The sequence below is a fragment of the Streptomyces sp. SL06 genome, assembly GCF_058244745.1.
The window spans coordinates 5,956,591-5,982,470 of sequence record NZ_JBSYOT010000002.1 but is presented as its reverse complement, the minus strand read 5'-3'; the positions used below and the strand labels follow the sequence as shown (position 1 = coordinate 5,982,470).

Below are 25,880 nucleotides of genomic sequence, written 5' to 3'. Positions count from 1 at the left end.
CGCAGGAATCCTACAAGGACTCCGCCGCCGGTTTCGCGCGCACCATGTCCGCGAAGAGGCGGTGCACACGGTGGTCGCCGGTCAGTTCCGGGTGGAACGACGTGGCCAGCGCGTTGCCCTGGCGGACCGCGACGATGTGGCCGTCGTGCTCGGCGAGCACCTCGGCCGCGGCGCCGACGGACTCCACCCAGGGGGCGCGGATGAAGACGCCGTCCACAGGATCGCCGGGAACGCCCCTGATGTCGACGGCCGCCTCGAAGGACTCGTTCTGCCGGCCGAAGGCGTTGCGGCGCACGATCATGTCGATGCCGCCCACCGTCTCCTGCCCGGAGCGCGGATCGAGGATCTTGTCGGCCAGCATGATCAGGCCGGCGCAGGTGCCGTAGACGGGCAGGCCTTCGCGTACGAGCGCGCGCAGGGGCTCCATGACTCCGAAGAGCACGGCCAGCTTGGAGATGGTGGTGGACTCGCCGCCGGGCAGGACCAGGCCGTCCACCTCGGCGAGTTCTTCGGGGCGCCTGACCGGCCTGGCCACGGCGTCGGCCGCGGCCAGGGCGACGAGGTGCTCCCGTACGTCGCCCTGGAGGGCCAGGACGCCGATGACGGGGGTGTCGCTCATGGGTCGGTGCCTCACCAGCCGCGGTTGGCGTAGCGCTCGGTCTCGGGGAGGGTGTCGCAGTTGATGCCGACCATGGCCTCGCCGAGGTTGCGGGACGCGTCCGCGATGATCTTGGGGTCGTCGTAGAAGGTGGTCGCCTTCACGATGGCGGCGGCGCGCTTGGCCGGGTCGCCGGACTTGAAGATGCCGGAGCCGACAAAGACGCCCTCGGCGCCGAGCTGGCGCATGAGCGCGGCGTCGGCCGGGGTGGCGACGCCGCCGGCGGAGAAGAGCACCACGGGGAGCCTGCCCAGCTCGGCGACCTCGCGGACCAGCTCGTAGGGGGCGCGCAGGTCCTTGGCGGCGGCGTACAGCTCGTTGTTGTCGTAGCCGCGCAGCCGGGCGATCTCGTTCTTGATCCGGCGCAGGTGGCGTACGGCCTCGACGACGTTTCCGGTGCCGGCCTCGCCCTTGGAGCGGATCATCGCGGCGCCCTCGGCGATGCGGCGCAGGGCCTCGCCGAGGTTGGTGGCACCGCATACGAAGGGGGTGGTGAAGGCGAACTTGTCGCTGTGGTTGACCTCGTCGGCCGGGGTGAGCACCTCGGACTCGTCGATGTAGTCCACGCCGAGCGACTGCAGGACCTGGGCCTCCACGAAGTGGCCGATGCGGGACTTGGCCATCACGGGGATGGAGACCGCGCCGATGATGCCCTCGATCATGTCCGGGTCGGACATACGGGCCACGCCGCCGTCCTTGCGGATGTCGGCCGGGACCCGCTCAAGGGCCATGACGGCGACCGCGCCCGCGTCCTCGGCGATCTTCGCCTGCTCCGGTGTGACGACGTCCATGATCACGCCACCCTTGAGCTGCTCGGCCATGCCGCGCTTCACGCGGGCGGTGCCGGTCTCGGGGGCCTGGTTCTCGGAGAGCGTGCTGGACACGGATACCTCGCTGAAGGAAGGGGATCTCTGCAACTCCGAGAAAACGCGACCGGACCAGGCCACAGCAAGGGCCAATGAACAGCCGGTGGATCCTTTTGCCCCGGGCCGGGACCGGGCGAGACCGTGGCCGGGCTGGGACGGGGCCGGACCGTGGCAAGGCAGGGCTGGGTGCGGACCAGGCGGGGCCAGGCCAGCCGGGAAGGGCCGGGCCGAGCCGGGCTGGGGCGGACCGAGTAGGACGGGTGGGACAGACCGGGCGGGACCGGACCGGGAAGGACGGGACCGGACCCGAAGGGACGGGCAGACCGGGCTGGGCTGGGCCGGACCGGCGGGACCGACCCGGGTGAACCAGGCGAGGCCGAGCACTGCGGGACCGGCGGACCGTGGCCGGGCGGTAGGGCACACCCGACCGGACCGGACGGATCAGTTGGACCCGATGGCGCCGGGTGGCGCCGGGTGGCGCCGGGTGGCGCCGGACACACCAGGCAGAACCGAACGGCCGGACAGCCGGACAGCCGGACAGCCGGACAGACCAGGCGACGCCAGAACAGGCGGACCGGGCGAGGCCGGACCGGACCAGAGCCAGGCAAGGCCCCCGGCGTCGGCTCCGGAGGCGGCGTTCCGTGGGTCGGTGGGGCTACGTCGCCCGGTCCACCAGCGCCGTCGGCGGCTCGTCGTCCATCTCGAAGGCCGGGGGGAAGGGCGCGTGCCCGGCGAGGCGGAACCAGCGGACCTTGCGGTGCTGGCGCAGTCTGCGGGCGGCACCCACCGCATCGTTGTGGAAGCGCCGGGCCATCGGGACCCGCCGCACGGCCCCGGCCAGCTCGTGGGCCGTCTCCTCTCCCCCGGGCGCCTCGCGCAGGACGTCCACCTGCTGCGGTTCGGCGAACACGGCCCGAAGGGCCTGGCTCAGCTCGCTCTCGGCGACCTCGCGCTGCTCCTCCTCGGCCTGCCGGGCGGCGTGCGCGGCCTCGTACAGCACGATGGAGGCGGCCGGGTCGAGCACGCCGGAGGTGGCGAGTTCCTGGGCCACGGACGCCCGGCGCAACAACTGCGCGTCGAGGGCGGCACGGGCGGCGTCGATCCGGGCGTGCAGCCGGTCCAGCCGCCCCGCCGTCCAGCTGAGGTAGAGGCCGACGGCGACGAGGACGAGAACGACCAGGATCCAGATGAGGGTTGCGGTCACAGGCCGCAACCCTAGTCACCCCCGGCGGGAGCGAGAATCCCGATGCCCGTCTTCGGCGCCCGGCGCTCAGTCCCGCGCCAGGCCGAGCCTCGCCCGCAGGCCCGTCGCCCGGTCGTCGGCGGCCACCGCCGCCGCGCCCGCCGTGACCGTCTCGTAGACGGACAGGATGTCGGCGCCGACCGTGGACCAGTCGAAGCGCCGTACGTGCGCGCTGCCGCGCTCGCGCAGGGCGGCCCGGCGTTCGGGGTCCGCGAGCAGCCGCACCGCCGCGTCGGCCAGTGCGTCGGCGTCCTCGTTGGGGAAGAGTTCGCCCGCCGCTCCCTGGTCGAGGACCTGGGCGAAGGCGTCCAGGTCGGAGGCGAGCACGGGGGCGCCTGCCGACATCGCCTCCACGAGGATGATCCCGAAGCTCTCGCCGCCGGTGTTGGGAGCGACGTACAGGTCGACGCTGCGCAGGAAGCGGGCCTTGTCCTCGTCGCTGACCATGCCGAGGAACTCCACCCGGGAGCGCAGCTCGGCCGGCAGGGAGGCCACCGCCTCCTTCTCGTCGCCGCGCCCGGCGACCAGCAGCCGGGTCCGCGGGCGGGCGGCGAGGATCTTCGGCAGGGCCCGCATCAGCACCGGCAGGCCCTTGCGGGGCTCGTCGATGCGCCCCATGAAGCCGATCGTGTCGCCCTGCCAGTCGGGGTTCGGCTCGGCCTTCGCGAAGAAGTCGACGTCGACGCCGTTGGGGATGACGACCGCGTCGCCGCCGAGGTGCTCGACGAGGGTGCGCCGGGCGTACTCGCTCACCGCGATCCGGGCGCTGATCTTCTCCAGGGCGGCCTGGAGGATCGAGTACGCGGCGATCATCGCGCGGGAGCGCGGGTTGGACGTGTGGAAGGTGGCCACGATCGGGCCCTGCGCCGCCCAGCAGGTGAGCAGGCCGAGCGAGGGCGAGGTCGGCTCGTGGATGTGGATGACGTCGAAGGCGCCGTCGTGCAGCCAGCGCCGTACCCGGGCCGCCGACAGGAAGCCGAAGTTCAGCCGGGCCACCGAGCCGTTGTAGGGCACCGGCACCGCGCGGCCGGCCGAGACGACGTAGGGGGGCAGGGGGGTGTCGTCGTCGGCGGGGGCGAGGACGGACACCTCGTGGCCGAGCCGGATGAAGTACTCCGCCAGGTCCCGGATGTGGAACTGGACGCCGCCCGGAACGTCCCAGGAGTACGGGCAGACGATGCCGATTCTCACGAGGTGCCCTGCCCGTCGGCCGCCGCGGGTGCCTTGGCGGGATCGAGGTCCTTCAGCCACAAGCGCTGGAGCATGTGCCAGTCCTCCGGGTGGTCGGTGATACCCGTGGCGAAGGCGTCGGCCAGCGCCTGTGTCATGACAAACGTCTTCTCGGCCCGGCCGCCTGACTCGGGGACCTCGACCGGCGGGTGCACCCGGCCCCGCATGACGGGCGAGTCGTCGTACCAGAGCGTCACCGGCAGCAGCAGCGCGCCGGTCTGCTGCGCGAGCAGGGCGGGCCCGGCCGGCATGCGGGCCGTCTCGCCGAAGAAGCCGACCTCCACGCCGGAGGCGGACAGGTCCCGGTCGGCGACCAGGCAGACCAGGCCGCCGTCGCGCAGCCGCCGGGCCAGCGTGCCGAAGGCCGTGCCGCCGCTGTGCGGCAGGACCTCCATGCCGAGGCCCTCGCGGTAGGCGACGAAGCGGTCGTAGAGGGTCTCCGGCTTGAGGCGCTCGGCGACCGTGGTGAAGGGGATGCCCAGGGTGGTGGTGACCCAGGCGCCGGCGAGGTCCCAGTTGGCGAGGTGGGGCAGGGCGAGGACGACGCCCCTGCCCGCGTCCAGGCCGTCGGTGAGATGGTGCAGGTCCTTGGGGGTGAAGCCGGTCCTGATCCGCTCGGGACTCCACGCCGGGAGCCGGAAGGACTCCATCCAGTAGCGCAGATACGAGCGCATGCCCGCGCGCGCGAGGGCGGCCAGCCGCTCCGGGCCCGCGTCGGGCAGCACGCGCGCGTAGTTGGCCTCCAGGCGCCGCACCCCCGTGCCGCGCCGCCGCCAGGCGAGGTCCGCGACGGTGCGGCCGAGCCGTACGGCGACGGGCTCGGGGAGCTTCTTCACGGTGGTCCAGCCGGCGCCGTACAGGCCGTCGGTCAGCCGGTCCCGAGCGCTCACTTCGCCGCCTCGGTGCCCTGGCTCTCCTGTCCGGCGGCGTCCGCCTCGGCGGCCTCCCGGCGGACCGTGACGACGCGCTGGACCAGCGTGACGAGGCTGCCCACGGCGACGATCCACAGGGCGACCGGCAGAAGGTACTGGATGCCGGGCACGCCGAACTTGTGCAGTCCCGCGAGACCGGTCGCGACCAGCGAGATGACGAGCCGCTCGGCCCGCTCGACCAGTCCGTTGACGGCGACCGGCAGGCCGATCGCCTCGCCGCGCGCCTTGGTGTACGACACCACCTGGCCGCTGGCCAGGCAGAAGATCGCCACGGCGCACAGCAGGGTGTTGTCGCCGCGTCCCGCGTACCAGAGGGCTAGGCCGCCGAAGACGGCGCCGTCGGCGACCCGGTCCAGGGTGGAGTCCAGGAACGCGCCCCAGCGGCTGGAGCGGCCGAGCTGGCGGGCCATGTTGCCGTCGACCAGGTCGGAGAAGACGAAGAGCGTGATCACTACCGTGCCCCAGAAGAACTCACCCATGGGGTAGAAGACCAGCGCACCCGCGACCACCCCGGCGGTGCCCAGGAGCGTGACCGTGTCCGGGCTGACGCCCCGGCGGATGAGAAACGCGGCGAACGGTGTGAGGACACGCGTAAAAAATGCACGCGCGTACTTGTTCAGCATGGCCTTCCCGACGGTCGGTGTGGCCGCGGCCCTTGCTGGCCACCGGCTGGCCCATCGTAGTCACGCGCGCGCGTGGGCGACGGCCGGGCACCAGGACTGCCTGCCGGGCGGCCGGTGGGCGGCGGGATCGGGGCCTTCGTATGGACGCGGCGTGACGGGAGTGGAAAGCTCGAAGCTCCGCGGGCGTCGCCGGAGCCGCCAGTGCACGCGGTCCCGCGTGTCCGCGCCCACAGTGACCTCACCGTGCACGGGAGGCAAGGACATGGGCGACAAGGCACACACCCGACCCGGAGCCGCCGGAAGGGCATCGGCGGCCGACCACCCCGCGTCCGTACGGAATGTGGTGCTGGTCGGCCACTCCGGAGCGGGCAAGACGACTCTGGTGGAGGCTCTCGCGCTGACGGCGGGGGCGGTGAACCGGGCGGGCCGCGTGGAGGACGGCGGCTGCGTCTCGGACTACGACGAGATGGAGCATCGCAGGCAGCGCTCCGTACAGCTGTCCCTGGTGCCGGTCGAATGGGACGGCATCAAGATCAACCTCTTGGACACTCCCGGGTACGCCGACTTCGTCGGTGAGCTGAGGGCCGGTCTGCGCGCGGCGGACGCGGCCCTCTTCGTCGTCTCGGCCTCCGACGGGGTGGACGGCCCGACCCGCGTGCTGTGGGAGGAGTGCGCCGCCGTCGGCATGCCGCGCGCCATCGTGATCACGCATCTGGAGGCGGCCCGCGCGGACTTCGAGGAGATGACGCGGATCTGCGCGGAGGCGTTCGGCGGGGACGATCCCGACGCCGTACTGCCGCTCTACCTGCCGCTGTACGGGCCGCGGGCACCCGACGGGCGCGCGCCCGTGACGGGGCTCGTCGGACTGCTGTCGCAGAAGTTGTTCGACTACTCCTCGGGCGGGCGCGAGGAGTCGGAGCCGGGCGAGCGGCAGCTGCCGCTGATCGACGAGGCCCGCGGCATGCTGATCGAGGGAATCATCTCGGAGAGCGAGGACGAGGCCCTCATGGAGCGCTATCTCGGCGGCGAGCGGGTCGACGCCAAGACGCTCACGGAGGACCTGGAGCGGGCCGTGGCGCGCGGGGTGTTCTTCCCGGTCCTGGCGGCCGCGCCCGCCGCCGACGGCGGGCGGCAGGGGCTCGGCACGGTCGAGCTGCTGGAGCTGATCACACGCGGGTTCCCGACCCCGCTGGAGCGCGAGGCACCCCGGGTCACCACCCCGGAGGGCGGCGCGCGCGAGCTGCGGATGTGCGATCCCGAGGAGTCGCTGGTCGCGGAGGTCGTGAAAACGTCCTCGGACCCCTACGTCGGCCGGATCTCGCTGGTGCGCGTCTTCTCCGGCACCCTGCGCGCCGACCGGACGGTGCACGTCTGCGGGCACGGGCTGGCCGACCGCGGCCACGAGGACCACGATGTCGACGAGCGGATCGGCGCCCTGTCGACGCCCTTCGGCAAGCAGCAGCGGCCGGTCTCGCACGTGATCGCGGGCGACCTGGGCTGTGTGGCCAAGCTGAACCGCGCGGAGACGGGGGACACGCTCTCGGCCAAGGAGGACCCGCTCCTGATGGCCCCCTGGGAGATGCCCGACCCGCTGCTGCCGCTCGCCATCGAGGCGCACGCCAAGCCGGACGAGGACAGGCTCTCCCAGGGGCTCGCGCGGCTGGTCGCCGAGGACCCGACGATGCGCCTGGAGCACAATCAGGACACCCACCAGGTGGTCCTGTGGTGCCTGGGCGAGGCGCACGCCGACGTGGCCCTGGAGCGGCTGCGCGGCCGCTACGGCGTCCAGGTCAACGTCGTACCCCACCGGGTCTCGCTGCGGGAGACGTTCGGGGGCAGGGCGGCCGGCCGCGGGCGGCACGTGAAGCAGTCCGGCGGGCACGGTCAGTACGCCATCTGCGAGGTCGAGGTGGAGCCGCTGCCGGGCGGTTCGGGCATCGAGTTCGTGGACAGGGTGGTCGGCGGCGCGGTGCCCCGGCAGTTCATCCCGTCGGTCGAGAAGGGAGTGCGGGCGCAGGCCGCGAAGGGCGTCGCCGCGGGCCATCCGCTGACCGACGTGCGGGTCACGCTGCTCGACGGCAGGGCGCACTCGGTGGACTCCTCCGACGCCGCCTTCCAGACGGCCGGTGCCCTGGCCCTGCGGGAGGCCGCCGCCGACGCCCGGATCCAGCTGCTGGAGCCGGTGGCCGAGGTGAGCGTGCTGGCCGGCGACGACTACGTGGGCGCGGTGATGAGCGACCTGTCGGCACGGCGCGGCAAGGTGCTCGGCACCGAGCGGACCAGCGGCGGGCTGACCCTGGTCCGGGCCGAGGTGCCCGAGATCGAGATCGGCCGCTACGCGGTGGACCTGCGGTCCCTGTCGCACGGCACCGCGCGCTTCGAGCGCCGGTACGCGCGGCACGAACCGATGCCGGCGCAGGTCGCGGAACGGCTGCGCGAGGAGGCGCGGGCGGTGTCGTGAGGGCGCGTGGCCGACCGGCGCGGGACCGCCCGCACCGTCCGCGCCCTCGGCGTACGACGGCGCCTTCGCGTGGGCAACCCGCGCGCTCGGGGGCGCCTTTGGCCGTCCGGTGACGCGCACCGGTGGCGACGGATACGCTGATGACCAGATCAACAGGTGTGCGGGGCAGGGAAGTCGGGAAGGCCGCAGGAGCGACAGTGGTGGCGATCGGGGGCGGGAATGACCGTTGACGGCGGTTACGCGGACTTCTTCGGACCGCAGGTGCCGCGTACGGACGACGGGGGCCAGACGCCGACCTTCGCGCTGGCCTCGGCCGCCTACCGGGACAATCCGATGGAGGAGATCAAGAAGGCCGACAACGAGTGGCACCGAACGTCCGTCAACGAGGGCCGGTCCTGGGCCACCATCTTCCGTCCCAACCTCGGTGAGGCCTTCTCCCGCGCGGTGATCGACCGGCTGCTGGGCAACGGCCGCGCGCCCGTCATCCAGTCCTTCGGGGCCGAGCCGCAGGTGGTCGTCGAGCACTGCCTGGCGGCGAACGGCATACGCAAGGACCGGGACAACCGGCTGGCGATGGTGACGCTCCTGTGCGGGGTGATCTTCCTGCCGGGCCTGCTGATCTGGCTGCTCGGGGTGCAGATCCGCACCACCGTGGCCAAGTCGGAGAACAAGCGGGCCGGGGCGCTGGGCACCGCGGTGCTCGTGGCGATCGCCGCGCTGGCCGCGCTGTTCCTGATCAAGATGCCCTTCTCCGGCTTCTGGGCCTGGTACGCGCGTGCCGCGGTCGTGATGCCCGTGGTCGGCTGGTTCTGGGCCAAGCGGATCTGCGAGGGCACCGCAAGGGATCTGCGGGAGCGCTGGGACGCTCTTCTGTCGGGCAGCGGCGTGGGCGCCAAGGTCCCCGAGACGGTGCCCAGCAACCCGAACGAGACCGCGGCCGAGCAGTTGCGCCAGTCCCTGGCCAAGCTCGGTGCCGAGCAGCAGTCCAACTCCGTCTTCTACGCCGGCCCCAAGGGCATACTCGGCATGGGCACGCGCTGGGGCAGCTGGCAGTTGGCCGAGGATCTGGTGCCGGCCGACCCGTCCCGGGAGATCCACCCCTTCCGCAGCTGGGACGTCATCCGGTCCATCCACGACCAGCTGCGCATGCTGGAGCGCGGCCCGCTGAACACCGGCGGTTTCCCGAAGGCGTCCATCCGGCACTGGGTCGTCACGCCCGTCGGGGAGAACGCCAAGGCGGTGTCCCGTCCGGGGGGCACGGACGTCGAGGCGTACCAGGTCAAGCCGCACGCCATACAGGAGATCTGCAACAAGCAGCAGTTCGGGGCGGGCGACCGTCACTACCTGGGCGTCCAGTGGACGCTGTGGGACGGCCAACTCGTCATCACCATGCTGATCACGGTGACCGTGCTGCACGAGACGCTGCGCATCGAGGTCACCGGTCACGCCCTGGGGCCGGTGAACCCCCTGTTCACCACGAAGCCGTCGGCTCCGTCGAAGCAGGTCACCAAGTCGTTCAAGCCCTGGGAGAAGCGCACGGTCATGCTGCCCCTGGTCAGCGGGCGCGAGGTGGTGCGGATCGCGGTCCGCGCCCCGCTCACCTGGTATCCGCCGCTGCTGAACTGGCTCGGCGGCACGATCGGGCTGCCGGAGCCCTTCGGGCTGCGGCACGCGTGGGCGGACCAGCCGTGGCGGCACCGGTTCATGGCCGACGACGCGCTGCGGGCGGCGGCGCCGGTGCTGCGGGTGGTGCACTCGGCGGCGATCAAGGTGCTGGACGAGAACGGGGTGAACACGGAGAAGTTCGGGGCGCGGTCGGCGTTCCTCAGCGGGGCCGTGCAGGATCCGACGCCCGGGAAGGCCGATCTCTACAACGCGTAGGCCGGACGCCGGCCGGGGATCAGATCAGCTCGTCGGCCACGCCTCCGCCAGCATCTTGCGGGTGTCCCCGAGGAGTTGCGGCAGCACCCTCGTGTGGCCGACCACCGGCATGAAGTTCGTGTCGCCGCCCCAGCGGGGCACGATGTGCTGGTGGAGATGGGCGGCGATGCCCGCGCCGGCCACCGAGCCCTGGTTCATGCCGATGTTGAAGCCCTGGGCGCCGGACGCGGCGCGCAGGGCCGTCATCGCCTCCTTGGCCAGCTCCGCCAGCTCCGCGGTCTCCACGTCGGTCAGCTCGGTGTAGTCGGCGACGTGGCGGTACGGCACGGTCATCAGGTGGCCGCCGTTGTACGGGTAGAGGTTGAGCACCGCGTACACGTGCTCACCGCGCCGGACGATCAGACCGTCCTCGTCGGACTTGGCCGGGATCGAGCAGAAGGGGCAGCCGTCGTCGGCGCCTGGGCCGCTCGGCTTGTTCTCCCCCTGGATGTAGGCCATCCGGTGGGGCGTCCACAAGCGCTGGAACGCGTCCTGCGTCCCCACTCCCAGCTGCTGTTCCGGCTCACTCGTCATGCGTGCAGCATATGGCGTAACGGGCGGGTACAGGCAAAGGCCCCCGGGGATCTCCCCGAGGGCCCCGTGAACCCCGCGATCAGACCTGCGACCGCTCCTCGACCACCTTCGCGATCTTCGCGATGGCCTCGTCGACGGGGATGCCGTTCTCCTGGGAGCCGTCGCGGTAGCGGAAGGAGACGGCGCCGTTGGCCATGTCCTCGTCACCCGCGATGACCATGAAGGGCACCTTCTGCTTCTGGGCGTTCCTGATCTTCTTCTGCATACGGTCCGACGAGGAGTCGACCTCGACGCGCAGCTCCCGCTTGCGGGCCGCCGCGGCGAACTCCTCCAGGTACTCCACGTGCGCGTCGCCGATCGGGATGCCGACCGCCTGCACGGGTGCCAGCCAGGCCGGGAAGGCGCCCGCGTAGTGCTCCAGGAGCACCGCGAAGAAGCGCTCGATGGAGCCGAACAGCGCCCGGTGGATCATGACCGGGCGCTGCTTGGCGCCGTCCGCGCCGGTGTACTCCAGGTCGAAGCGCTCCGGCAGGTTGAAGTCGAGCTGGACGGTGGACATCTGCCAGGTGCGGCCGATGGCGTCCTTGGCCTGGACGGAGATCTTCGGTCCGTAGAAGGCGGCGCCGCCCGGGTCCGGGACCAGGGGCAGGCCCTGCTTCTCAGCGACCTGGCGCAGCGTCTCGGTGGCCTCTTCCCAGGCCTCGTCGGAGCCGACGAACTTCTCCGGGTCCTTGGTGGACAGCTCCAGGTAGAAGTCGGTCAGGCCGTAGTCGCGCAGCAGGTTCAGGACGAAGGTGAGCGTCTTGTCCAGTTCCTCCGCCATCTGCTCGCGGGTGCAGTAGATGTGCGCGTCGTCCTGGGTGAAGCCGCGGGCCCGGGTCAGGCCGTGCACGACGCCCGACTTCTCGTACCGGTACACGGTGCCGAACTCGAACAGGCGCAGCGGCAGCTCACGGTAGGAGCGGCCGCGCGCGTCGAAGATCAGGTTGTGCATCGGGCAGTTCATCGGCTTGAGGTAGTAGTCCACGCCGTCGTCGAGCTGCATGGGCGGGTACATGCCGTCGGCGTACCAGTCCAGGTGGCCCGAGGTCTCGAAGAGCTTCCCCTTCGTCGCGTGCGGGGTGTAGACGAACTCGTACCCCTCCTCCTCGTGGCGGCGGCGCGAGTAGTCCTCCATGACCCGGCGGATGATGCCGCCCTTGGGGTGGAAGACGGCGAGGCCGGAGCCGATCTGCTCCGGGATGGAGAACAGGTCCAGCTCGTTGCCGAGCTTGCGGTGGTCGCGCTTCTCGGCCTCGGCGAGGAACTCCAGGTGCGCCTTCAGCTCGTCCTTGGTCGGCCAGGCGGTGCCGTAGATGCGCTGGAGCATCGGGTTCTTCTCGCTGCCGCGCCAGTAGGCGGCGGCGTTGCGCATCAGCTTGAAGGCCGGGATGTTCCGGGTGGTGGGCAGGTGGGGGCCGCGGCAGAGGTCCTTCCAGCACAGCTCGCCGGTCTTGGCGTCCAGGTTGTCGTAGATCGTCAGCTCACCGGCCCCGACCTCGACGTCCGCGCCGTCGTCGGCGCCGTCCTGGACAGCGGCGGAGCCCTTGAGGCCGATCAGCTCCAGCTTGTACGGCTCGTCGGCGAGTTCCTCGCGGGCGGCCTCGTCGGTGACCACGCGGCGGGAGAACCGCTGCCCCCGCTTCTGGATCTCCTGCATCTTCTTCTCGATGGCCTTGAGGTCATCGGGGTGGAAGGGCTTCTCGACGTTGAAGTCGTAGTAGAAGCCGTCCTTGACCGGCGGGCCGATGCCCAGCTTGGCCTCGGGGAACAGCTCCTGCACGGCCTGCGCCAGGACGTGCGCGGTGGAGTGGCGCAGGATGTTCAGGCCGTCCTCGGAGGAGATCTCGACGCCCTCGACGGTCTCGCCGTCCCTGACCTCGTAGGAGAGGTCCTTGAGCGCACCGGACACACGGGCGGCGACGATCGAGCGTTCGCCGGCGAAGAGCGCCGCGGCCGTAGTGCCCGTCGTCACCACGCGTTCTTCCCGCTCGGAATCGCGTTGGATGATCACACGGACGTTCTGACACCGGTCTCTCCTGACTGAAGGTGGGGCTGCGGCGCCATACCGGAGCGCACGCATGGGAGCGATCGTACCGACCCGGACCCGCCCACCGCGAAACCAGTCCCCGCGTCCGTCCCGGGCCGACGGCACCGGTGACCGGGCCGGACGAGGTCACCGGCGGGGCCGCGGCGGGGCGCGGCCGGCCGGACCCGGGGGTTCGCCGGCCGACTGCGGCGCCAACGTCCGGCGCCCTTGCGGCGTACGGCGCGAACAGCCCGGGTATCACCGAACCGGGGCAGCGGACGGTACGTCAGCTGCCGTGGCGTGACGAGGAGTTGAGTGCCCTATGACGAGCTGGTTCGAGGGGCCGCTGGCCGCCTTCGACACGGAGACGACGGGTGTGGACGTCGAGACCGACCGGATCGTGTCGGCGGCTCTCGTCGTCCAGGACGCGCCGGGGCTCAGGCCTCGCGTGACGCGGTGGCTGGTGAACCCGGGTGTGCCGGTGCCGCGGGCGGCGACGGCGCTGCACGGGCTGACCCAGGAGCATCTGCAGCGCCTCGGCCGCTGGCCGGCGCCGGTGATGTACGAGGTGGCCGAGGCGTTGACGGAGCAGGCCCGTGCCGGGCGTCCGCTCGTGGTGATGGACGCGCCGTTCGACCTGACGCTGCTGGACCGCGAGCTGCGCAGGCACCGCGCGTCCTCCCTCGGCCGCTGGCTGGAGCGGACGTCGCTGCACGTCCTGGACCCGCGCGTGCTGGACGGGCACCTGGACCGGTACCGCAAGGGCCACCGCGCCCTCACCGACCTGTGCGCTCACTACGGGGTCGAGCCGGAGGGCGCGCACGGCGCGGCGGCCGACGCGCAGGCCGCGCTGGAGGTGGTACGGGCACTGGGCCGCCGCTTCCCGAGCCGCCTGGAGCGCCTCTCCCCCGCCGGGTTGCACACACTCCAGGCGGTGTGGCACGCGGGGCAGGCCCGGGGACCGCAGCCCTGGTTCGCGCTGAGCAGCACCGAGGAGCCGGCGAACCCCGCCTGGCCACTGCGACCGGCCCTGCCGACAGCGGTATGACCACACGAAGAAGCCGGCCCGCGATACTACGGACCGGCCTTTCTTGGGTGGGCGATACTGGGTTCGAACCAGTGACCTCTTCGGTGTGAACGAAGCGCTCTTCCGCTGAGCTAATCGCCCGGGAACGCACTGAACCATACAGGCCCTCGCGCCCTTCCATCAAACCGTTTGCAGGTGCGCGGTCAGCCCGCGTCGGCCCGCTCGCATCATCAGCCGGTGGTTGGCCCGGAACAGGGGGCGACCCGGTACGGCGAGGCGGCGCAGCAGCGGCTTGTGGACGACGACCTCCTGGTCGTAGCGGGCGAGGGCGCCGGATCCGCGCGGGGTGACGGTCCAGCGTGCCCAGCCCTCCAGGTCTCCGCTCATGGTGGCCTCCAGCACCCCGGCCGCCGGGTCGCGCCGGCCCTCGCGCAGGGTCGCGGTCAGCTCGTACGGGAGGAGGGAGCGGAACCGGAGGAGGCCGCTGGTGTCGTCGAGCCGGGTGACCTCGCGCACCTGGGGCCACCAGCGGGGGTAGTCCTCGATCCGTTCCAGCAGGCGGTAGACGTTGGGGGCGGGCGCGGGCAGGGCCCACAGGCTGCGGAAGCGGTAATGGTTCCAGTCCACCCGTGCAGTGTGCCCGCGCCCGCGCACCTCACCTGCGGGCTACGGCATCCGGTCCCCCAGGAGTGCGAGGTTCTCGATGGCGGCGAGGCCGTAGAGCGCGGTGTCGTTGGTGGCCACCCAGCTCGCCTCGCTGCCCGGCACCAGCGTGACGGGGCCGGTCAGCTTCTCGGTCTTCCAGGGCGAGGACTCCTGGTAGCCGTCGGAGTCGTAGAACTTCTGCCACGCGCGCGTGGCGAGCTGCTGGTCCCCGGTCCGTACGGCCGCGTACGCGTCGAGGCGCGAGTGGCCCTGGAAGAGGATCAGGCTGCCGAAGTCGGAGCCGTAGCGCGCGGCCTGTTCCGTCCTGCTCGCGTTGAAGTAGCGGCAGTAGTCGTAGTACGCCTCCTCGAACTCCGGCATCTCGACGAGGTCGATGAGTTCGGCGCACAGTTCGTTCAGGCCGAAGACGGCCGACAGGTGGGAGACCTCGACCTTCGGGGTGTCGGCGACGGCGAACCTCCCGGTGTCCAGGTCGTACAGGCCGCTGCCCTGGACGAACCCGTTGGGCTGGGCGGCGATGGTCTCCATGGTGGACAGGACGCGGGCCCTGGCCTTCTCCCACTGGGGGCCCTTGCGCTCCCACTCGGTCAGCCAGGCCGAGACCAGGCCGCTCCAGTCGGTGCCGAAGCCGATCGACAGGGCGTGCCGGTCGGGGGTGTACGGCTCGGTGCGGATCTTGCGGAGCGGGTCGAGGGCGAGGAAGGTCTCGTCGGAGTCGACGTTGGCCCGCATGAGGTCGCCGACGCGTTCGTCCGCGGTGAGGAAGTAGTAGAAGCGCCGGTAGGTGGTGTTGGCGATGCGCTGCTGCTTGGCGCTGTCGGCGTAGTGCTGTACGCCGTGCCGGGTGCCGAGGCCGGCCCATTCGCCCAGGTGGTAGACGTTGACCTCGCCGGTGTGCCGGGTCATGGCCTCGGCGAAGCGGAAGATGTCGGCGCGGCCGGAGCGCAGATAGGCGTACCAGAGCCACAGGTCCGGGGAGAGTTCGGAGTTGTCCCAGGCGTAGCCGCCGATGTCGTACCGCCACGTGTGCCGGGCGGTGTCGTAGGTGTGCATGATGTCGCCGTAGTCCCAGAAGCCGTACCAACGGCGGCTCTCCACCTGGTCCTTGTAGTAGGTGAAGAGGAAGTCGAGGTGGTCCTCGATCCTGGCCTTGGCGGGGGTGGAGCGGTCGGGCTCGGAGTAGAGGCCGGGGCCGAAGACCTTGGCCCTGATGAGCTGGCGGGGCGGGGCGGCCAGTTGCGGCAGGACGTGTACCGCCTCGACCTGTTCGGCGAGCCGCTCGGCGCTCGGGGTGGCGGCGTTGGCCCAGAACAGCAGCTCGGAGGTGCGGGCGATGCCGTAGGGGGTGCCGAACCCGGGCTCGTGGTCCTCGTAGGTGATCTCAAGGCCTTCGAGCTGCTCGGCGTAGCTGTCCTGGCCCATGCCGTCGTGGTAGAAGCGCAGGTCCATGGGCTGGGCCTCGGGTGACCAGAGCCAGAGGGTGACCTCGGCCTCGTCGGTGTGGGCGTCGCGGATGTCGAGCTGGGCGGGGAACTTCTCCCAGAAGTCGCGCAGGCCGAAGGAGAGTCCGCCGCTCGCCCCGCCGACGTAGCCGAAGCCGGAGGCGCGCCGGCCACCGCCGGCGCCGATCCAGCCGTGGCCCTTCTTGGTGCGCTTGCGCAGGGTGAAGCCGTCGGCGGAGAGCTGGGAGAGGGTGTAGTCGCCCCACTCGGGGATGTACGGCAGCCGGGTGGTGACCCGCTGGTCCCAGGTGGACGGGTCGGGCAGCCTCTCCCCGGCGAACTGTGCCTCCTGTACGGCCGCGCCGGGGTCGCGGCGCAGTCCGGTGATGCCCTTGACGGCCTCGCGCAGCAGGCCGGTCCCCTCGCCGCCGATGCGGATGTGGCGGTCGTAGGACTCGTCGCGCATCGGCACGGTGAAGCGGATGCCGAGGCCCCGCACGAAGTCGCCGCTCGCCCTGCCGGGCTCCTGCTCTCCGTCGAACGTGACGGTGTGGACCAGGCGGAAGGAGTCGGCGCCCGCGTAGAAGTAGAGGCGGATGGAGAAGGGCAGCCGGCCGCGGGCTCCCCTGCGGTGCGTGCCGTCGATGCGGACGACGGCGCGGACCGGGCCCTCCTGCTCGACCTCGGCCCCGGAGACCGTGCCGTCGAAGCGCTCGTACCTGACGGTGCCCTCGTCGCCGTCCTCGATCCCGGGCTGGCGCAGCAGGACGAGGCGGCCGTTTTTCGCGATCTCGGTGGAGCCTCTGGTGACCGACTTGACCAGTGCGGCGCCGGACGTGCCGACGCTGGCGGTGATGACGCCGGTCGATATGTCGATGGTGCCGCCGCGCCGGTCGACGGTGACCTTCTTCTCGGGTGCGGCGGGGGTGCCGGCGGTCAGGGTGAGCCCGGCGCCGCCCGCTCCGACGGCGTGCGCGGTCCACTTCAGGGAACCGTCCGGCCAGTACGCGAGGGGCCAGGACTGCACGGGTACGGCGGTGCCGTCGGCGTCCGTGACGGCGAACGACTGGTCCTCCCGGTAGGCGCCCCTCGGCCAGGGGACGCCGACGGTGGAGCCGGGGGCGGCGCCCAGGCCGCCGTCCTCCAGCCAGGCCAGGGGGACGGGATCGGCGCCGCCGCCCTCGCCGACGGGGGCGGCCTGAGCGCTCTTCGCGCCCAGCGCCCAGCCGAACTGCACAGCGGCTCCGGCAACGGCGGCCGCCCTGAGCAGGGACCTGCGGGGGATGGAGGACATGGCTCTTCCTTTCCTTGCGGGTGTGCGAGAGGGGTCAAGGACCTGACTGAATGGAACGCGGCGCCTGTCACGCTCATGACAGCCAGAACGCCGCCGTGACGCAGCACACCGCCCTGGCACAGCGCACCCCCTGATTCAGCGCACCGCAGGTGCCCGCACCGCACGTCGGCGGCGCCGATCGCGCTCCTCCACCGCGACGGCCGCCGCCGCGACGGCGCCCAGGGTCGCGACCGCCAGTGGTGCGCTGAACCAGGCGGAGCAGACCACCACGGCCAGCCCGCCGACGATCAGGAAGGAGCCGGCCGGGTCGAGCACGGTACGGCGGCCGGCCCCGGTGAGCAGCAACCGCCAGGAGGCGCCGGGGCGCCAGGAGGCCGCCGCGCGCAGCCCGGCCACGGCGGCGCCGATCAGGGCGGACACCCCGACGGCGCCCACGAACGGACCGCCCGGCAGACCGTCGCGTACGGCCCGCACGTCCACCCACACCACGGCGAGCGCGGCCCACCCGGCGAGCCCGACGAGCCACCCGCGCCGCACCGCCGCCCGGAAGTCGGCCGTGAACTCCCGCCAGCCGCCGCGCTCGTGGGCGAGCCGGCGCCCGAGATGCCGCGTGCCGGCGGCGAACGCGGCGGGGTAGGTGACCAGCGGCAGCGAGGCCACCGCGATCCACACGCCCGTGAGCAGGCACTCGGCGAACAGGGCGAACCCCTCCGCGAACCGTGACTCCCCGTGCCGCGTACCGGCCTTGGCGCGTGCCTCGGTCATGATCGGTTCACCTCAGCCCTTCAGTCCCGATGTCGCCATGCCGTCGATCAGATAGCGCTGGAAGGCCAGGAAGAAGGCGAGGACGGGCAGCAGGGCGACGAGCGACATGGCGATCATGCCGCCGTAGTTCGCCAGCCCTTCCTGGTCCACGAACATCTTCAGGCCGAGGGAGACGGTGTACTTGCCGGGCTCGTTGAGGTAGATCAGCGGGCCCATGAAGTCGTTCCAGGAGTTGATGAAGGTGAAGATGGCGCTGGTGATCAGGGCCGGCCGGCACAGCGGGAGCACGATCGACCAGTAGATGCGCAAGTGCCCGCAGCCGTCGAGGCGGGCCGCCTCGTCCAGCTCCCGGGGCAGGTTCCGCATGAACTGCACCATCAGGAAGACGAAGAACGCCTCCGTGGCCAGGTACTTCCCCAGCAGCAGCGGGGTGTACGTGTTGATCATGTCCAGGTTGCGGAACAGCACGTACTGCGGGATCAGCAGCACGTGATACGGCAACAGCAGCGTGCCGATCATCAGCGTGAACAGCAGATTGCGGCCCACGAACCCGATCCTCGCGAAGGCGTAGGCGGTCAGCGAGCAGGACACCACGATCCCGATCACGGAACCGACCGCGAGGAAGAGCGAGTTGACGAAGAACGTGGAGATCTGGATGTCCGCGATGCCGTCGGCGAGGCTCGTGTAGTTGGAGACGATCGGGTCGCCCGGGAACAGGTCAAGGCTGCCGACGATGTCCTCACTCCTCTTGAAGGAGCCGCCGATCACCCAGAGCACCGGGTAGAGGATCACCGCGAGGATCGCCAGCGACCCGAGATGCCAGGCGAGCGACCCGGGCAGCCCGCGCCGGCGCGCCGCCGCCCTCGGGGACGGGGCCGGCGTGACATCGGTGGCCTGCGCGCTCATCGGCCGCCCCCCTCGTAGTGCACCCAGCGCCGCTGGGACCAGAACAGCACCGCGGTGACCAGGGCGACCGCGATCAACAGCATCCACGCCATGGCGGAGGCCAGTCCCATCCGGCTGTTCTCGAAGCCCTGGACGTACAGATAACAGGTGTAGACCATCGTGCCGTCCGCGGGCCCGCAGGCGTTGCCTCCGGCGCCGCCGCCCACGATGTAGGCCGAGCTGAAGATCTGGAAGGAGTGGATGGTCTCCAGCAGGACGTTGAAGAACAGGACCGGGGAGATCATCGGCAGGGTGATGTTCCAGAACTGCCGCAGCCTGCCCGCCCCGTCGACGTCGGCCGCCTCGTACAGTTCGCGCGGCACCTGTTTGAGGCCGGCCAGGAAGATGACCATGGGGGCGCCGAACTGCCAGACGGTGAGCGCCACCAGGCTGTAGATGATCAGGTCCGGGTCGCCGGTCCAGCCGCCGGCACCGATCCCGAAGAACCGCTGCGTACGGTCCACGACCGCGTCGTCCGAGAAGATCGCCTTCCACACGATGGCAACGGACACACTGGCGCCGATCAGGGAGGGCGCGTAGAAGGCGGCCCGGTAGAAGGCCTGTCCGCGCCGCTTCTGCGCCAGCAGCAGGGCGACGCCGAGCGCCGCGATCAGCTTGATCGGCGTGCCGACGACGACGTACCACAGCGTCACCCGCACGGAGTGGCGCCAGCGCGGGTCGCCGAACATCTCGGAGAAGTTGTCCAGGCCGATCCACCTGGGCGCGTCGAAGAGGTTGTAGTCGGTGAACGCGAAGTAGAGCGAGGCGGCCATCGGCCCCGCCGTCAGCAGCAGGAAACCGGCGATCCAGGGGGACATGAAGAGGTAGCCGGCCAGGTTCTCCCGGCGGCCCCGCCGCTTCGGCCCGGCGGGGCGCGGGGACTTCTGCGGACCGTGCCGCGCCTCGGAGTGCCGGGTCAGGTCCTCCATCGCAGGGGCGTGTGTCACGGCGGTTCCCATCAGCCGGCGAGAGCCGTCTTCGACTCGGAGAAGAACTGCTTGACGGCGTCCGCGACGGACCGCGAGCCGAGCGCCATCTCCTCGGCGATGCGCAGGAACGCGGCCTCGCAGATGTCGGCGCCGTTCGGGTGCGGGGTGATGGTCTCCAGGACGCCGGACCCGACGAGCGACTCCTCGTAGGCGGCGATGGCCTTGTTGACCGGGTCGTCCGGCCGGTACGCGTCGAACTGGGCCTGGGTGGTGGGGACACCGCGGTCGTAGCCCATGATCTTGGCGACTTCGGGGTCGTGGACCATGAAGTCGATGAACTGGGCGACTTCCCTCGGGTGTTGGGTGCGCTTGTAGGCGCTGAGCATCAGCGAGCCGAGGTACTGGCCGGTCCGCTTGCCGTCCGTGGTGGGGATCGGCGCGAGTCCGTACTCGCTCTTGCCCTCGGAGGTGTAGCGGACGGTGAAGTTGTCCCAGGTGAACTCGCTGCCGGCGAGTTCCGCGGAGAGCGCCGACTTGGGCTTGATCTGGGCGACCTTCTTGGGGTCGGCGAACAGGCCGGACTTCACGCCCTTCTCCGCCTTCGTCCACCACGCGGTGAGGTCCGCCTCGGTGAAGCCGAGTCCGTCCTCGGTGAAGAAGGCCTTGCCGTTCTGCCGCAGGTACAGGTCGTAGAGGTACATGACGCCGTACATGCCGCTGTCCCCGGCCCGGCCCGTCCTGTCGCGGATCCTCGCCATCGCCTCGTCGAGGTCGTCCCACGTCCAGCCCTGCTCGGGCCTGACGCCGGCCCGGGTGTAGACGGGCTTGTCGATGACCAGGGACATCGAGTTCGAACCGACGGGCACGCCGAGGAGTTTGCCGTCGATCTCGCCGAACTTCTCCAGGCCCGCGCGGAAGCCGTCCATGGAGAGATTTCCGGCCTTCACCTGCTCGCCGAGATCGAGCAGAACATTCTTCGCGTCGTATTTGCGGAGAAAGCCGATGGCATTCTGAAAAACGTTCCGGCGGATTGCCTCCGGAGGCCTGGGTGTTGAACTTCTTCCAGAAGTCGGTATACGGCTGGAAGTCGGTCTTGACCCTGATCTTCGGATACTTCTCCTCGAAGAGTGCGATGGTCTTGTTGATGCGTTGGGCCCGGTCCTCGGCACCCCACCAGGAGTAACGGATCGTCACCGTGCCGTCCCCCGAACCGCTGCCGCCGCCGCACGCGGTGGCCGTGCTCCCCAGGCCCGCGACGGCCAGCGAGGCCCCCGCCGCCTTGAGGACGGACCGCCTCCCGGCCTGTCTCCGCCCATTCCCGCCCTGCTGCACAAAGCCTCCCCGCGACGTTGCTTCCGCCCCATGAATCGTTTCAAGTAAGCGCTTGCTGGCACAAGGTACGGAGGGCCCGGGAGCGCGTCAATGATTCGGACAGGAATTGCTGGGCAGCGGGCACGGGCGACGGCGACGGCCACCCCTGACACCTCGTCGGGAGCGCCGGAGAACACCCAGGTCCGTGCGGCGTGACCGGCGGACCGAACACCGGAGGGCCCGCCGGGAGGCCCGCCCCGGAAGGTCACGGTTGAGTGAAGGGGGCCTCGGCCGGCGGAACGACCGCGCGCCCGCCCGGCGCTCCGACGACGACAAGACGGCCCGGCTCACGAGGGTGAGCCGGGCCGCCTGCTGATCCGGTGGGCGATACTGGGTTCGAACCAGTGACCTCTTCGGTGTGAACGAAGCGCTCTCCCACTGAGCTAATCGCCCGGACGCAGGGAGAACATTACCCCATGTCAGAGGCGCCCGTGACCAGCGGGGGCCGGGGCGGGGCACCGGCGCCGCACCCCCTGCGGGGGATCACTGGTCCTCGACCTTCCAGGGCATCTGAAGGCCGAACTTCCACAGGTAGACCCCGGCCAGCACCGCCATGATCACCAGACCGATCGCGGTCAGGGTGATGTTCCGGCGCCGCACCCTGGGATCGAGGGCGCGCTGTGCCGCCTCGGTGACCTTGCGCTTGGTCCAGCGCAGCACCAGCTGGGCCCAGACGAACTCGGTCGCCCAGATCGCCATGCCGCCGAAGATCACGACCCAGCCCGGTCCGGGGAGCGGCAGCATGATGATGCCGGCCACCACGACCGCGAGGCCGACCACGAAGACGCCGACCTGCCAGCTCAGGTGCAGAGCACGGCGCGCCCTGACGAATTCGGGCGCCCGCGAACCGAGCGCCCGCCCGGCCTCGGCGCCGTCCGTCCCCGTACGGTCTGCCGCCACGGCCGCCTCGCCGGCCTTGTTACTCCCCGTGTTCATACAGCCGAACACTACCGGAGCGAAACCTGTCACCGGAATGGGCGTACGACCCGAACGATCTCTCGGCCGGAAGAGTTACGTAAACACACGCAAAACCCTCAGAGGGGTTTACAACGGCACCGTAGGTGGCATGTCGATTTCGCCGACGTGCGAATCCCCGAGCGCACACTGAGCGAAAGGCCCTGGCGCTTATGAACACCACGGTCAGCTGCGAGCTGCACCTGCGCCTCGTTGTGTCGAGCGAGTCCTCCCTGCCTGTCCCCGCAGGCCTGCGGTACGACACGGCCGATCCCTACGCCGTGCACGCCACCTTCCACACCGGAGCCGAGGAAACCGTCGAGTGGGTGTTCGCCCGCGACCTCCTCGCCGAAGGTCTCCACCGTCCCACCGGGACCGGCGACGTCCGTGTCTGGCCGTCCCGCAGTCATGGCCAGGGCGTCGTGTGCATCGCCCTGAGCAGTCCGGAGGGCGAGGCACTGCTCGAGGCCCCGGCGCGGGCTCTGGAGTCCTTCCTGAAGCGCACAGACGCCGCCGTGCCTCCCGGCACGGAACACCGGCACTTCGACCTCGATCAGGAGCTCTCGCACATCCTGGCGGAAAGCTAGGGCGGGGCTCCCACGTGAAGCCGCCCGTCGCCGTCGACTCGGGGTGACGGCACGGGCCCGGACAACCGCATACGGCACACACGGCGTCGTCGCCGCGGATCTCCGCGGGGGCGGCGCCGACCCGTGTGCGGCGCCGGGGAACCAGGACCCGCCGAACCGCGTTGTACGGACATCCGACGGCCGGGGCCGGGAGGCGGAGCCGGATCGGCCGCCGCGGGAGCCACTACCATCGGCCAGCATCGGCGGGCGCCCGCCCGACCCCAGGCCAGGGAGCGAAATGTGCTGATCACCCACGACACCCGGTGCGCACTCGACACCGTGGTGGATCTGGTGAACACCGTGCCGGAGGACGAGTCGGCGCCGGACGGGCTGCCGGACCTCGCGGCCCTCCAGGAATTCGTGGGAACGCACGAGATCAGCGATGTCGGCGTGCTCTCGGAGTTCGATCTCTCGGCGGTGCGCAGGATCCGCGGGCGGTTCGCGGCGGTCTTCGCGGCCCCCGACGGCCGGGCCGCGGCGAGAGTGATCAACGACCTGGTCGCCGCCGCCGGCACCACACCCCGGCTCACCGACCACGACGGCTACGACTGGCACATCCACTACTTCGCGCCCGGTGCCTCCGTCGCCGACCATCTGGCCGCGGACTGCGGGATGGCTCTGGCGTTCTTCGTGGTCGCCGGGGAGCAGGAGCGGCTGCGGCGGTGCGAGGCCCCCGACTGCCGGCGCGCCTTCGTCGATCTCTCCAGGAACCGCTCGCGGCGCTACTGCGACAGCCGCACGTGCGGGAACCGCCTGCACGTGGCCGCCTACCGGGCGCGGCGCAAAGAGGCGGCGGGCTGACACCGTCCGTGCGGTCCGCACGCGGGTCGAGGCAGGGGCGACGCGGTCCCCGGCGGGTGGCGCCGGGGAACGCGGGTACGGCTCACAGCAACAGCAGATCGTGCAACGCAGCCATGAGCAGCAGACACCCGATCACCGCAAGGAAGATCATGAGCGGTGGCTGGGAAAGGGCGAAGAGGCAGCCGCGCGGTTCGTCCTGCGTCCGTGCGGTTTCGCTCTGTCTCGTGTCCAGCTGGGGATCCAGCTGAGTGGTGTCCTGCATCTCGCCGCGATAATGACGCAGCGAGCAGGGGCTACGCGATCACCACGCCCGTAAAGACCAGGTGTTCGTTGAATGTCGCAATGTCCGGTCGGATCTTGATCATTCGGGAGCACCCGCTGTCGACCTCGGATCGGTGGGTCGTTTCAGGCCACCGGGGCGGCGGTCATATCCCGTGCTTCTTCAGGATGGCCTCGATGTCGCTGAAGTCGTCCTCGCCGCCGCGGGACGCGTTCGCCGGCCGGGACGCGGGCTTGGCGGCCGGGCGGGAGCCGGAGCCGAGGGAGGGCGCGGAGGCCGCCGGGGCCACCGCGTCACGCTGTGCCGCGGCCTCGGCCTCCTTGCGTTCCTTGCGGGTGCCGCCACGGCGGCGCTCCACACTGCGCGTCGTCGTGAAGAGCACCCAGGCCAGGCCCAGCACTCCGAAGCCCGCCCAGGCCACCGGGCTGAAGGCCGTGCCGGCCAGCCATTCCACGACCCCGGTCATCACCAGGCCGATCGGGACGAGCGAGTAGGCGGCGATCCGGGCTGCGGTGAGAAAGCGCCTGCGATACGCGGTGACCGCCGCGATGCCCAGGCCCGCAGCGGACACCGCGGAGCAGACGGTCTCGGCAATCATCCGGTCCTCCAGGGTGGCTGCGTCGGGCATGAGTACTTCGTCCCTTCCATCCTGCACCGTCCGCCCCCTGTGAGGCCATGCTCCGGCCGCCAGATCAGGGAGATCTCGGGGTCGGCTCCTCCCCAGGTCCCGGAGACAGAACCGGAGACAGGTCCCGGAGGCGGAGCACGACCGCGGTCGGGACGCGGTCGCGTGGCCTGGGAGAATGGGGGCATGACCGACTCCTCCCCCGCCCGCCCCGCCGCGCCCGTCCTGGACATCTGGTGCGAGCTGCAGTGCCCGGACTGCCACACCGCCCTGGACGACCTCCGTGCCCTGCGCGCCCGCTACGGCGACCGCCTGGAGCTGCGGCTGCGGCACTTCCCCCTGGAGAAGCACAAGCACTCCTTCGCCGCCGCGCAGGCCGCCGAGGAGGCCGTCGTCCAGGGGCGCGGGTGGCCGTACGCCGAGGCCGTGCTGGGCCGGATCGCGGAGCTGGACCGCAAGGGCGAGCCCTTCCTGGTGGAGGTGGCCCGGGAGCTGGGACTGGACGCGGAAGAGTTCGACACGGCGCTCATCGACGGCCGGCACATCCTGATCGTCGACGCCGACCAGGCCGAGGGCAAGGCGATCGGTGTGACCGGCACCCCCACGTACGTGATCGGGGGCGAGCGTCTCGACGGCGGCAAGAGCCAGGAGGGGCTGCGCGAGCGCGTCGAGGAGATCGCGGACCGGCTGCTGGCCGGTGAGCGGGACGGGGCCGCGGGCTGATCCGCCGGGGCGGGGCGGCCGTCCCGCCCCGCTACAGCAACGGTTTGTAGAAGGCGCACCGCGTGGTCCCGTAGCCGAGCGACTCGTAGAGCCGCTCGGCCACGGTGTTGCCCGCGAAGACGTTGAGGCCGATCAGCGGCCGGCCGGCGGCGATCGCCTGGGCCTCGGCCAGCAGCATCAGCGTACGGCCGTGTCCCCGCCCCCGGTGGGCGGCGTCGGCCTCGACGTTCGAAGACGAAGGCCCGGTCCTCGCGCAGCGCCAGCCACAGAACGCCGACCCTTGTCCCCTCCTGCTCCAACACGCTGAACAGCATGTTCTCTGTGTCCAGCCCTTGCGGCAGGAGTGACTCGTGGTCGTCGCGGGCCTTCGCGTGCGCCTCGGCCTCGGGCACCCCGCGCTCGATCCAGGTATCGGCGTAGCGCTCCGACTCGTAGGCCTGCCAGGCGTGGAACTCGTCCGGCGTCATGGGGCGGGCGCGGCTGCCCGCGGGCAGGGCGGGCGGGGTGTCGCCCAGCGGCTTGGTCATGCGGCGGTTGCGCAGGACGTAGCCGAGCGCCTGCGCGAGCCGGGGGCCGGCCTCGGCGCCGGCCTCGAGATTCACCTCGATCCGCCGGCAGCCCCAGCCCCGCGCGACCTCCTCGGCGGCGAGGGCGGCCACCGTGCCCCGGCCGCGCCGGCGGTCCGGTTCGTCGATGCGCAGCCCGTGGATCACGGCCACCGAGTCGCCGAAGGCGTGCGAGGTGCCGAGGTGTACCGCACCGACGGGACGGCTGTTCACGCACACCTGGTAGCGGCGTGAGCGGGTCCCGTCGGCGGCGCGCTGGAGCGGCTCGGTCGGCCGCAGGGTCGTGGTCATCACGGCAGTTCTACCCACCCGGGACCCGGACGGCAGCCGA

At 71.2% G+C, this 25,880-nt stretch carries 22 protein-coding genes, 2 tRNA genes and 3 pseudogenes; 6 read left to right on the top strand and 21 right to left on the bottom strand.

Annotation, left to right across the window (positions count from 1 at the left end; all coding sequences use genetic code 11):
• Positions 1-10: 10 nt before the first annotated feature.
• From pdxT to pgsA, 6 genes and pseudogenes are all read right to left on the bottom strand, one after another.
• Positions 11-619 carry a pyridoxal 5'-phosphate synthase glutaminase subunit PdxT gene (gene pdxT, locus AC4IHM_RS27480; protein WP_490869656.1) on the bottom strand — a complete coding sequence of 203 codons (609 nt, stop codon included), beginning with the start codon at positions 617-619 and terminating at the stop codon, positions 11-13.
• Positions 620-630: 11 nt separating this feature from the next.
• Positions 631-1,542 (bottom strand): pyridoxal 5'-phosphate synthase lyase subunit PdxS, encoded by a 912-nt coding sequence (pdxS, locus tag AC4IHM_RS27475; protein WP_490869655.1) that lies wholly within the window; start codon positions 1,540-1,542, stop codon positions 631-633.
• Positions 1,543-2,179: 637 nt separating this feature from the next.
• On the bottom strand, positions 2,180-2,728 hold the full coding sequence (locus AC4IHM_RS27470) for a LemA family protein (protein ID WP_490869654.1): 549 nt from the start codon (positions 2,726-2,728) through the stop codon (positions 2,180-2,182).
• 66 nt (positions 2,729-2,794) lie between these two features.
• Positions 2,795-3,958, bottom strand: a complete 1,164-nt coding sequence (locus tag AC4IHM_RS27465; protein ID WP_490869653.1) for a glycosyltransferase family 4 protein — start codon at positions 3,956-3,958, stop codon at positions 2,795-2,797.
• The gene (locus AC4IHM_RS27460; RefSeq protein WP_490869652.1) at positions 3,955-4,887 is read right to left on the bottom strand and encodes a phosphatidylinositol mannoside acyltransferase; all 933 of its coding nucleotides are present in this window, start codon (positions 4,885-4,887) and stop codon (positions 3,955-3,957) included. The genes AC4IHM_RS27465 and AC4IHM_RS27460 overlap by 4 nt, the downstream gene beginning before the upstream one ends.
• A pseudogene (gene pgsA / locus AC4IHM_RS27455) lies at positions 4,884-5,607 on the bottom strand (phosphatidylinositol phosphate synthase). Before pgsA ends, AC4IHM_RS27460 begins: the two are co-directional and overlap by 4 nt.
• A gap of 207 nt (positions 5,608-5,814) precedes the next feature.
• Here pgsA and AC4IHM_RS27450 point away from each other — a divergent pair.
• Together AC4IHM_RS27450 and AC4IHM_RS27445 are read left to right on the top strand one after the other, a co-directional pair.
• Positions 5,815-8,013, top strand: coding sequence for an elongation factor G-like protein EF-G2 (locus AC4IHM_RS27450; RefSeq protein WP_490869651.1), 2,199 nt, complete (start codon positions 5,815-5,817; stop codon positions 8,011-8,013).
• A gap of 219 nt (positions 8,014-8,232) precedes the next feature.
• The gene (locus AC4IHM_RS27445) at positions 8,233-9,894 is read left to right on the top strand and encodes an AbeC-like domain-containing protein (protein WP_490869650.1); all 1,662 of its coding nucleotides are present in this window, start codon (positions 8,233-8,235) and stop codon (positions 9,892-9,894) included.
• Positions 9,895-9,918: 24 nt separating this feature from the next.
• Here the strand turns inward: AC4IHM_RS27445 and AC4IHM_RS27440 are convergent, their stop codons facing one another.
• Both AC4IHM_RS27440 and thrS read right to left on the bottom strand, forming a co-directional pair.
• Complete coding sequence (locus AC4IHM_RS27440) at positions 9,919-10,467, bottom strand: HIT family protein (protein ID WP_490869649.1); 549 nt, start codon at positions 10,465-10,467, stop codon at positions 9,919-9,921.
• 79 nt (positions 10,468-10,546) lie between these two features.
• Entirely contained in the window at positions 10,547-12,589 is a 2,043-nt protein-coding gene (gene thrS / locus AC4IHM_RS27435; protein ID WP_490869648.1) for a threonine--tRNA ligase, read from the bottom strand.
• 268 nt (positions 12,590-12,857) lie between these two features.
• On the opposite strand from thrS, the gene AC4IHM_RS27430 reads away from it, so the two are divergent.
• Entirely contained in the window at positions 12,858-13,583 is a 726-nt protein-coding gene (locus AC4IHM_RS27430) for an exonuclease domain-containing protein (protein ID WP_490869647.1), read from the top strand.
• A gap of 48 nt (positions 13,584-13,631) precedes the next feature.
• On the opposite strand, the gene AC4IHM_RS27425 is transcribed toward AC4IHM_RS27430, so the two are convergent.
• The 9 genes and pseudogenes from AC4IHM_RS27425 to AC4IHM_RS27385 all read right to left on the bottom strand — a co-directional run bounded on the left by AC4IHM_RS27425 (position 13,632) and on the right by AC4IHM_RS27385 (position 21,910).
• Positions 13,632-13,703, bottom strand: a tRNA-Val gene (locus tag AC4IHM_RS27425).
• A 39-nt stretch (positions 13,704-13,742) separates the two neighbouring features.
• Positions 13,743-14,189, bottom strand: coding sequence for an SRPBCC family protein (locus tag AC4IHM_RS27420; RefSeq protein WP_490869646.1), 447 nt, complete (start codon positions 14,187-14,189; stop codon positions 13,743-13,745).
• 39 nt (positions 14,190-14,228) lie between these two features.
• Positions 14,229-16,964, bottom strand: coding sequence for an exo-rhamnogalacturonan lyase family protein (locus AC4IHM_RS27415; protein ID WP_490869645.1), 2,736 nt, complete (start codon positions 16,962-16,964; stop codon positions 14,229-14,231).
• A 135-nt stretch (positions 16,965-17,099) separates the two neighbouring features.
• Positions 17,100-17,729, bottom strand: a complete 630-nt coding sequence (locus AC4IHM_RS27410) for a hypothetical protein (protein WP_490869644.1) — start codon at positions 17,727-17,729, stop codon at positions 17,100-17,102.
• Positions 17,730-17,741: 12 nt separating this feature from the next.
• Entirely contained in the window at positions 17,742-18,635 is an 894-nt protein-coding gene (locus tag AC4IHM_RS27405; RefSeq protein ID WP_490869643.1) for a carbohydrate ABC transporter permease, read from the bottom strand.
• Entirely contained in the window at positions 18,632-19,633 is a 1,002-nt protein-coding gene (locus AC4IHM_RS27400) for a carbohydrate ABC transporter permease (RefSeq protein WP_490869642.1), read from the bottom strand. Before AC4IHM_RS27400 ends, AC4IHM_RS27405 begins: the two co-directional genes overlap by 4 nt.
• A pseudogene (locus AC4IHM_RS27395) lies at positions 19,633-20,935 on the bottom strand (ABC transporter substrate-binding protein). The gene AC4IHM_RS27400 and the pseudogene AC4IHM_RS27395 overlap by 1 nt, the downstream one beginning before the upstream one ends.
• A gap of 360 nt (positions 20,936-21,295) precedes the next feature.
• Positions 21,296-21,367: transfer RNA gene (locus AC4IHM_RS27390), tRNA-Val, on the bottom strand.
• A 90-nt stretch (positions 21,368-21,457) separates the two neighbouring features.
• A complete protein-coding gene (locus AC4IHM_RS27385) occupies positions 21,458-21,910 on the bottom strand; it encodes a TIGR02611 family protein (RefSeq protein WP_490869641.1) in 453 nt (150 codons plus the stop codon).
• Positions 21,911-22,101: 191 nt separating this feature from the next.
• Between AC4IHM_RS27385 and AC4IHM_RS27380 the strand changes: the two genes are divergently transcribed.
• Positions 22,102-22,515, top strand: coding sequence for an SsgA family sporulation/cell division regulator (locus AC4IHM_RS27380; protein WP_004002642.1), 414 nt, complete (start codon positions 22,102-22,104; stop codon positions 22,513-22,515).
• A gap of 279 nt (positions 22,516-22,794) precedes the next feature.
• Complete coding sequence (locus tag AC4IHM_RS27375; RefSeq protein WP_490869640.1) at positions 22,795-23,355, top strand: CGNR zinc finger domain-containing protein; 561 nt, start codon at positions 22,795-22,797, stop codon at positions 23,353-23,355.
• 82 nt (positions 23,356-23,437) lie between these two features.
• On the opposite strand, the gene AC4IHM_RS27370 is transcribed toward AC4IHM_RS27375, so the two are convergent.
• The gene (locus tag AC4IHM_RS27370; RefSeq protein ID WP_490869639.1) at positions 23,438-23,617 is read right to left on the bottom strand and encodes a hypothetical protein; all 180 of its coding nucleotides are present in this window, start codon (positions 23,615-23,617) and stop codon (positions 23,438-23,440) included.
• 163 nt (positions 23,618-23,780) lie between these two features.
• Positions 23,781-24,233 carry a hypothetical protein gene (locus tag AC4IHM_RS27365; protein WP_490870957.1) on the bottom strand — a complete coding sequence of 151 codons (453 nt, stop codon included), beginning with the start codon at positions 24,231-24,233 and terminating at the stop codon, positions 23,781-23,783.
• Positions 24,234-24,446: 213 nt separating this feature from the next.
• On the opposite strand from AC4IHM_RS27365, the gene AC4IHM_RS27360 reads away from it, so the two are divergent.
• Positions 24,447-24,983 carry a DsbA family protein gene (locus tag AC4IHM_RS27360; protein WP_490869638.1) on the top strand — a complete coding sequence of 179 codons (537 nt, stop codon included), beginning with the start codon at positions 24,447-24,449 and terminating at the stop codon, positions 24,981-24,983.
• A gap of 31 nt (positions 24,984-25,014) precedes the next feature.
• Here AC4IHM_RS27360 and AC4IHM_RS27355 read toward each other — a convergent pair whose 3' ends face one another.
• Positions 25,015-25,395 (bottom strand): GNAT family N-acetyltransferase, encoded by a 381-nt coding sequence (locus AC4IHM_RS27355; RefSeq protein WP_490870956.1) that lies wholly within the window; start codon positions 25,393-25,395, stop codon positions 25,015-25,017.
• Between the two features lie 196 nt (positions 25,396-25,591).
• Positions 25,592-25,840: pseudogene (locus tag AC4IHM_RS27350) on the bottom strand (GNAT family N-acetyltransferase); the annotation flags it as partial.
• Between the last annotated feature and the right edge of the window lie 40 nt (positions 25,841-25,880).

Excerpts from the sequence above, each read along its gene's own strand:
- AC4IHM_RS27445 (WP_490869650.1), top strand. The coding sequence starts at position 8,233 with ATGACCGTTGACGGCGGTTACGCGGACTTCTTCGGACCGCAGGTGCCG.
- AC4IHM_RS27365 (WP_490870957.1), bottom strand. The coding sequence starts at position 24,233 with ATGATTGCCGAGACCGTCTGCTCCGCGGTGTCCGCTGCGGGCCTGGGC.
- AC4IHM_RS27380 (WP_004002642.1), top strand. The coding sequence starts at position 22,102 with ATGAACACCACGGTCAGCTGCGAGCTGCACCTGCGCCTCGTTGTGTCG.
- AC4IHM_RS27430 (WP_490869647.1), top strand. The coding sequence starts at position 12,858 with ATGACGAGCTGGTTCGAGGGGCCGCTGGCCGCCTTCGACACGGAGACG.
- AC4IHM_RS27450 (WP_490869651.1), top strand. The coding sequence starts at position 5,815 with ATGGGCGACAAGGCACACACCCGACCCGGAGCCGCCGGAAGGGCATCG.
- AC4IHM_RS27440 (WP_490869649.1), bottom strand. The coding sequence starts at position 10,467 with ATGACGAGTGAGCCGGAACAGCAGCTGGGAGTGGGGACGCAGGACGCG.
- thrS (WP_490869648.1), bottom strand. The coding sequence starts at position 12,589 with ATGCGTGCGCTCCGGTATGGCGCCGCAGCCCCACCTTCAGTCAGGAGA.
- AC4IHM_RS27370 (WP_490869639.1), bottom strand. The coding sequence starts at position 23,617 with ATGCAGGACACCACTCAGCTGGATCCCCAGCTGGACACGAGACAGAGC.
- AC4IHM_RS27360 (WP_490869638.1), top strand. The coding sequence starts at position 24,447 with ATGACCGACTCCTCCCCCGCCCGCCCCGCCGCGCCCGTCCTGGACATC.
- AC4IHM_RS27385 (WP_490869641.1), bottom strand. The coding sequence starts at position 21,910 with ATGAACACGGGGAGTAACAAGGCCGGCGAGGCGGCCGTGGCGGCAGAC.
- pdxT (WP_490869656.1), bottom strand. The coding sequence starts at position 619 with ATGAGCGACACCCCCGTCATCGGCGTCCTGGCCCTCCAGGGCGACGTA.
- AC4IHM_RS27400 (WP_490869642.1), bottom strand. The coding sequence starts at position 19,633 with ATGGGAACCGCCGTGACACACGCCCCTGCGATGGAGGACCTGACCCGG.
- AC4IHM_RS27415 (WP_490869645.1), bottom strand. The coding sequence starts at position 16,964 with ATGTCCTCCATCCCCCGCAGGTCCCTGCTCAGGGCGGCCGCCGTTGCC.
- AC4IHM_RS27405 (WP_490869643.1), bottom strand. The coding sequence starts at position 18,635 with ATGAGCGCGCAGGCCACCGATGTCACGCCGGCCCCGTCCCCGAGGGCG.
- AC4IHM_RS27410 (WP_490869644.1), bottom strand. The coding sequence starts at position 17,729 with ATGACCGAGGCACGCGCCAAGGCCGGTACGCGGCACGGGGAGTCACGG.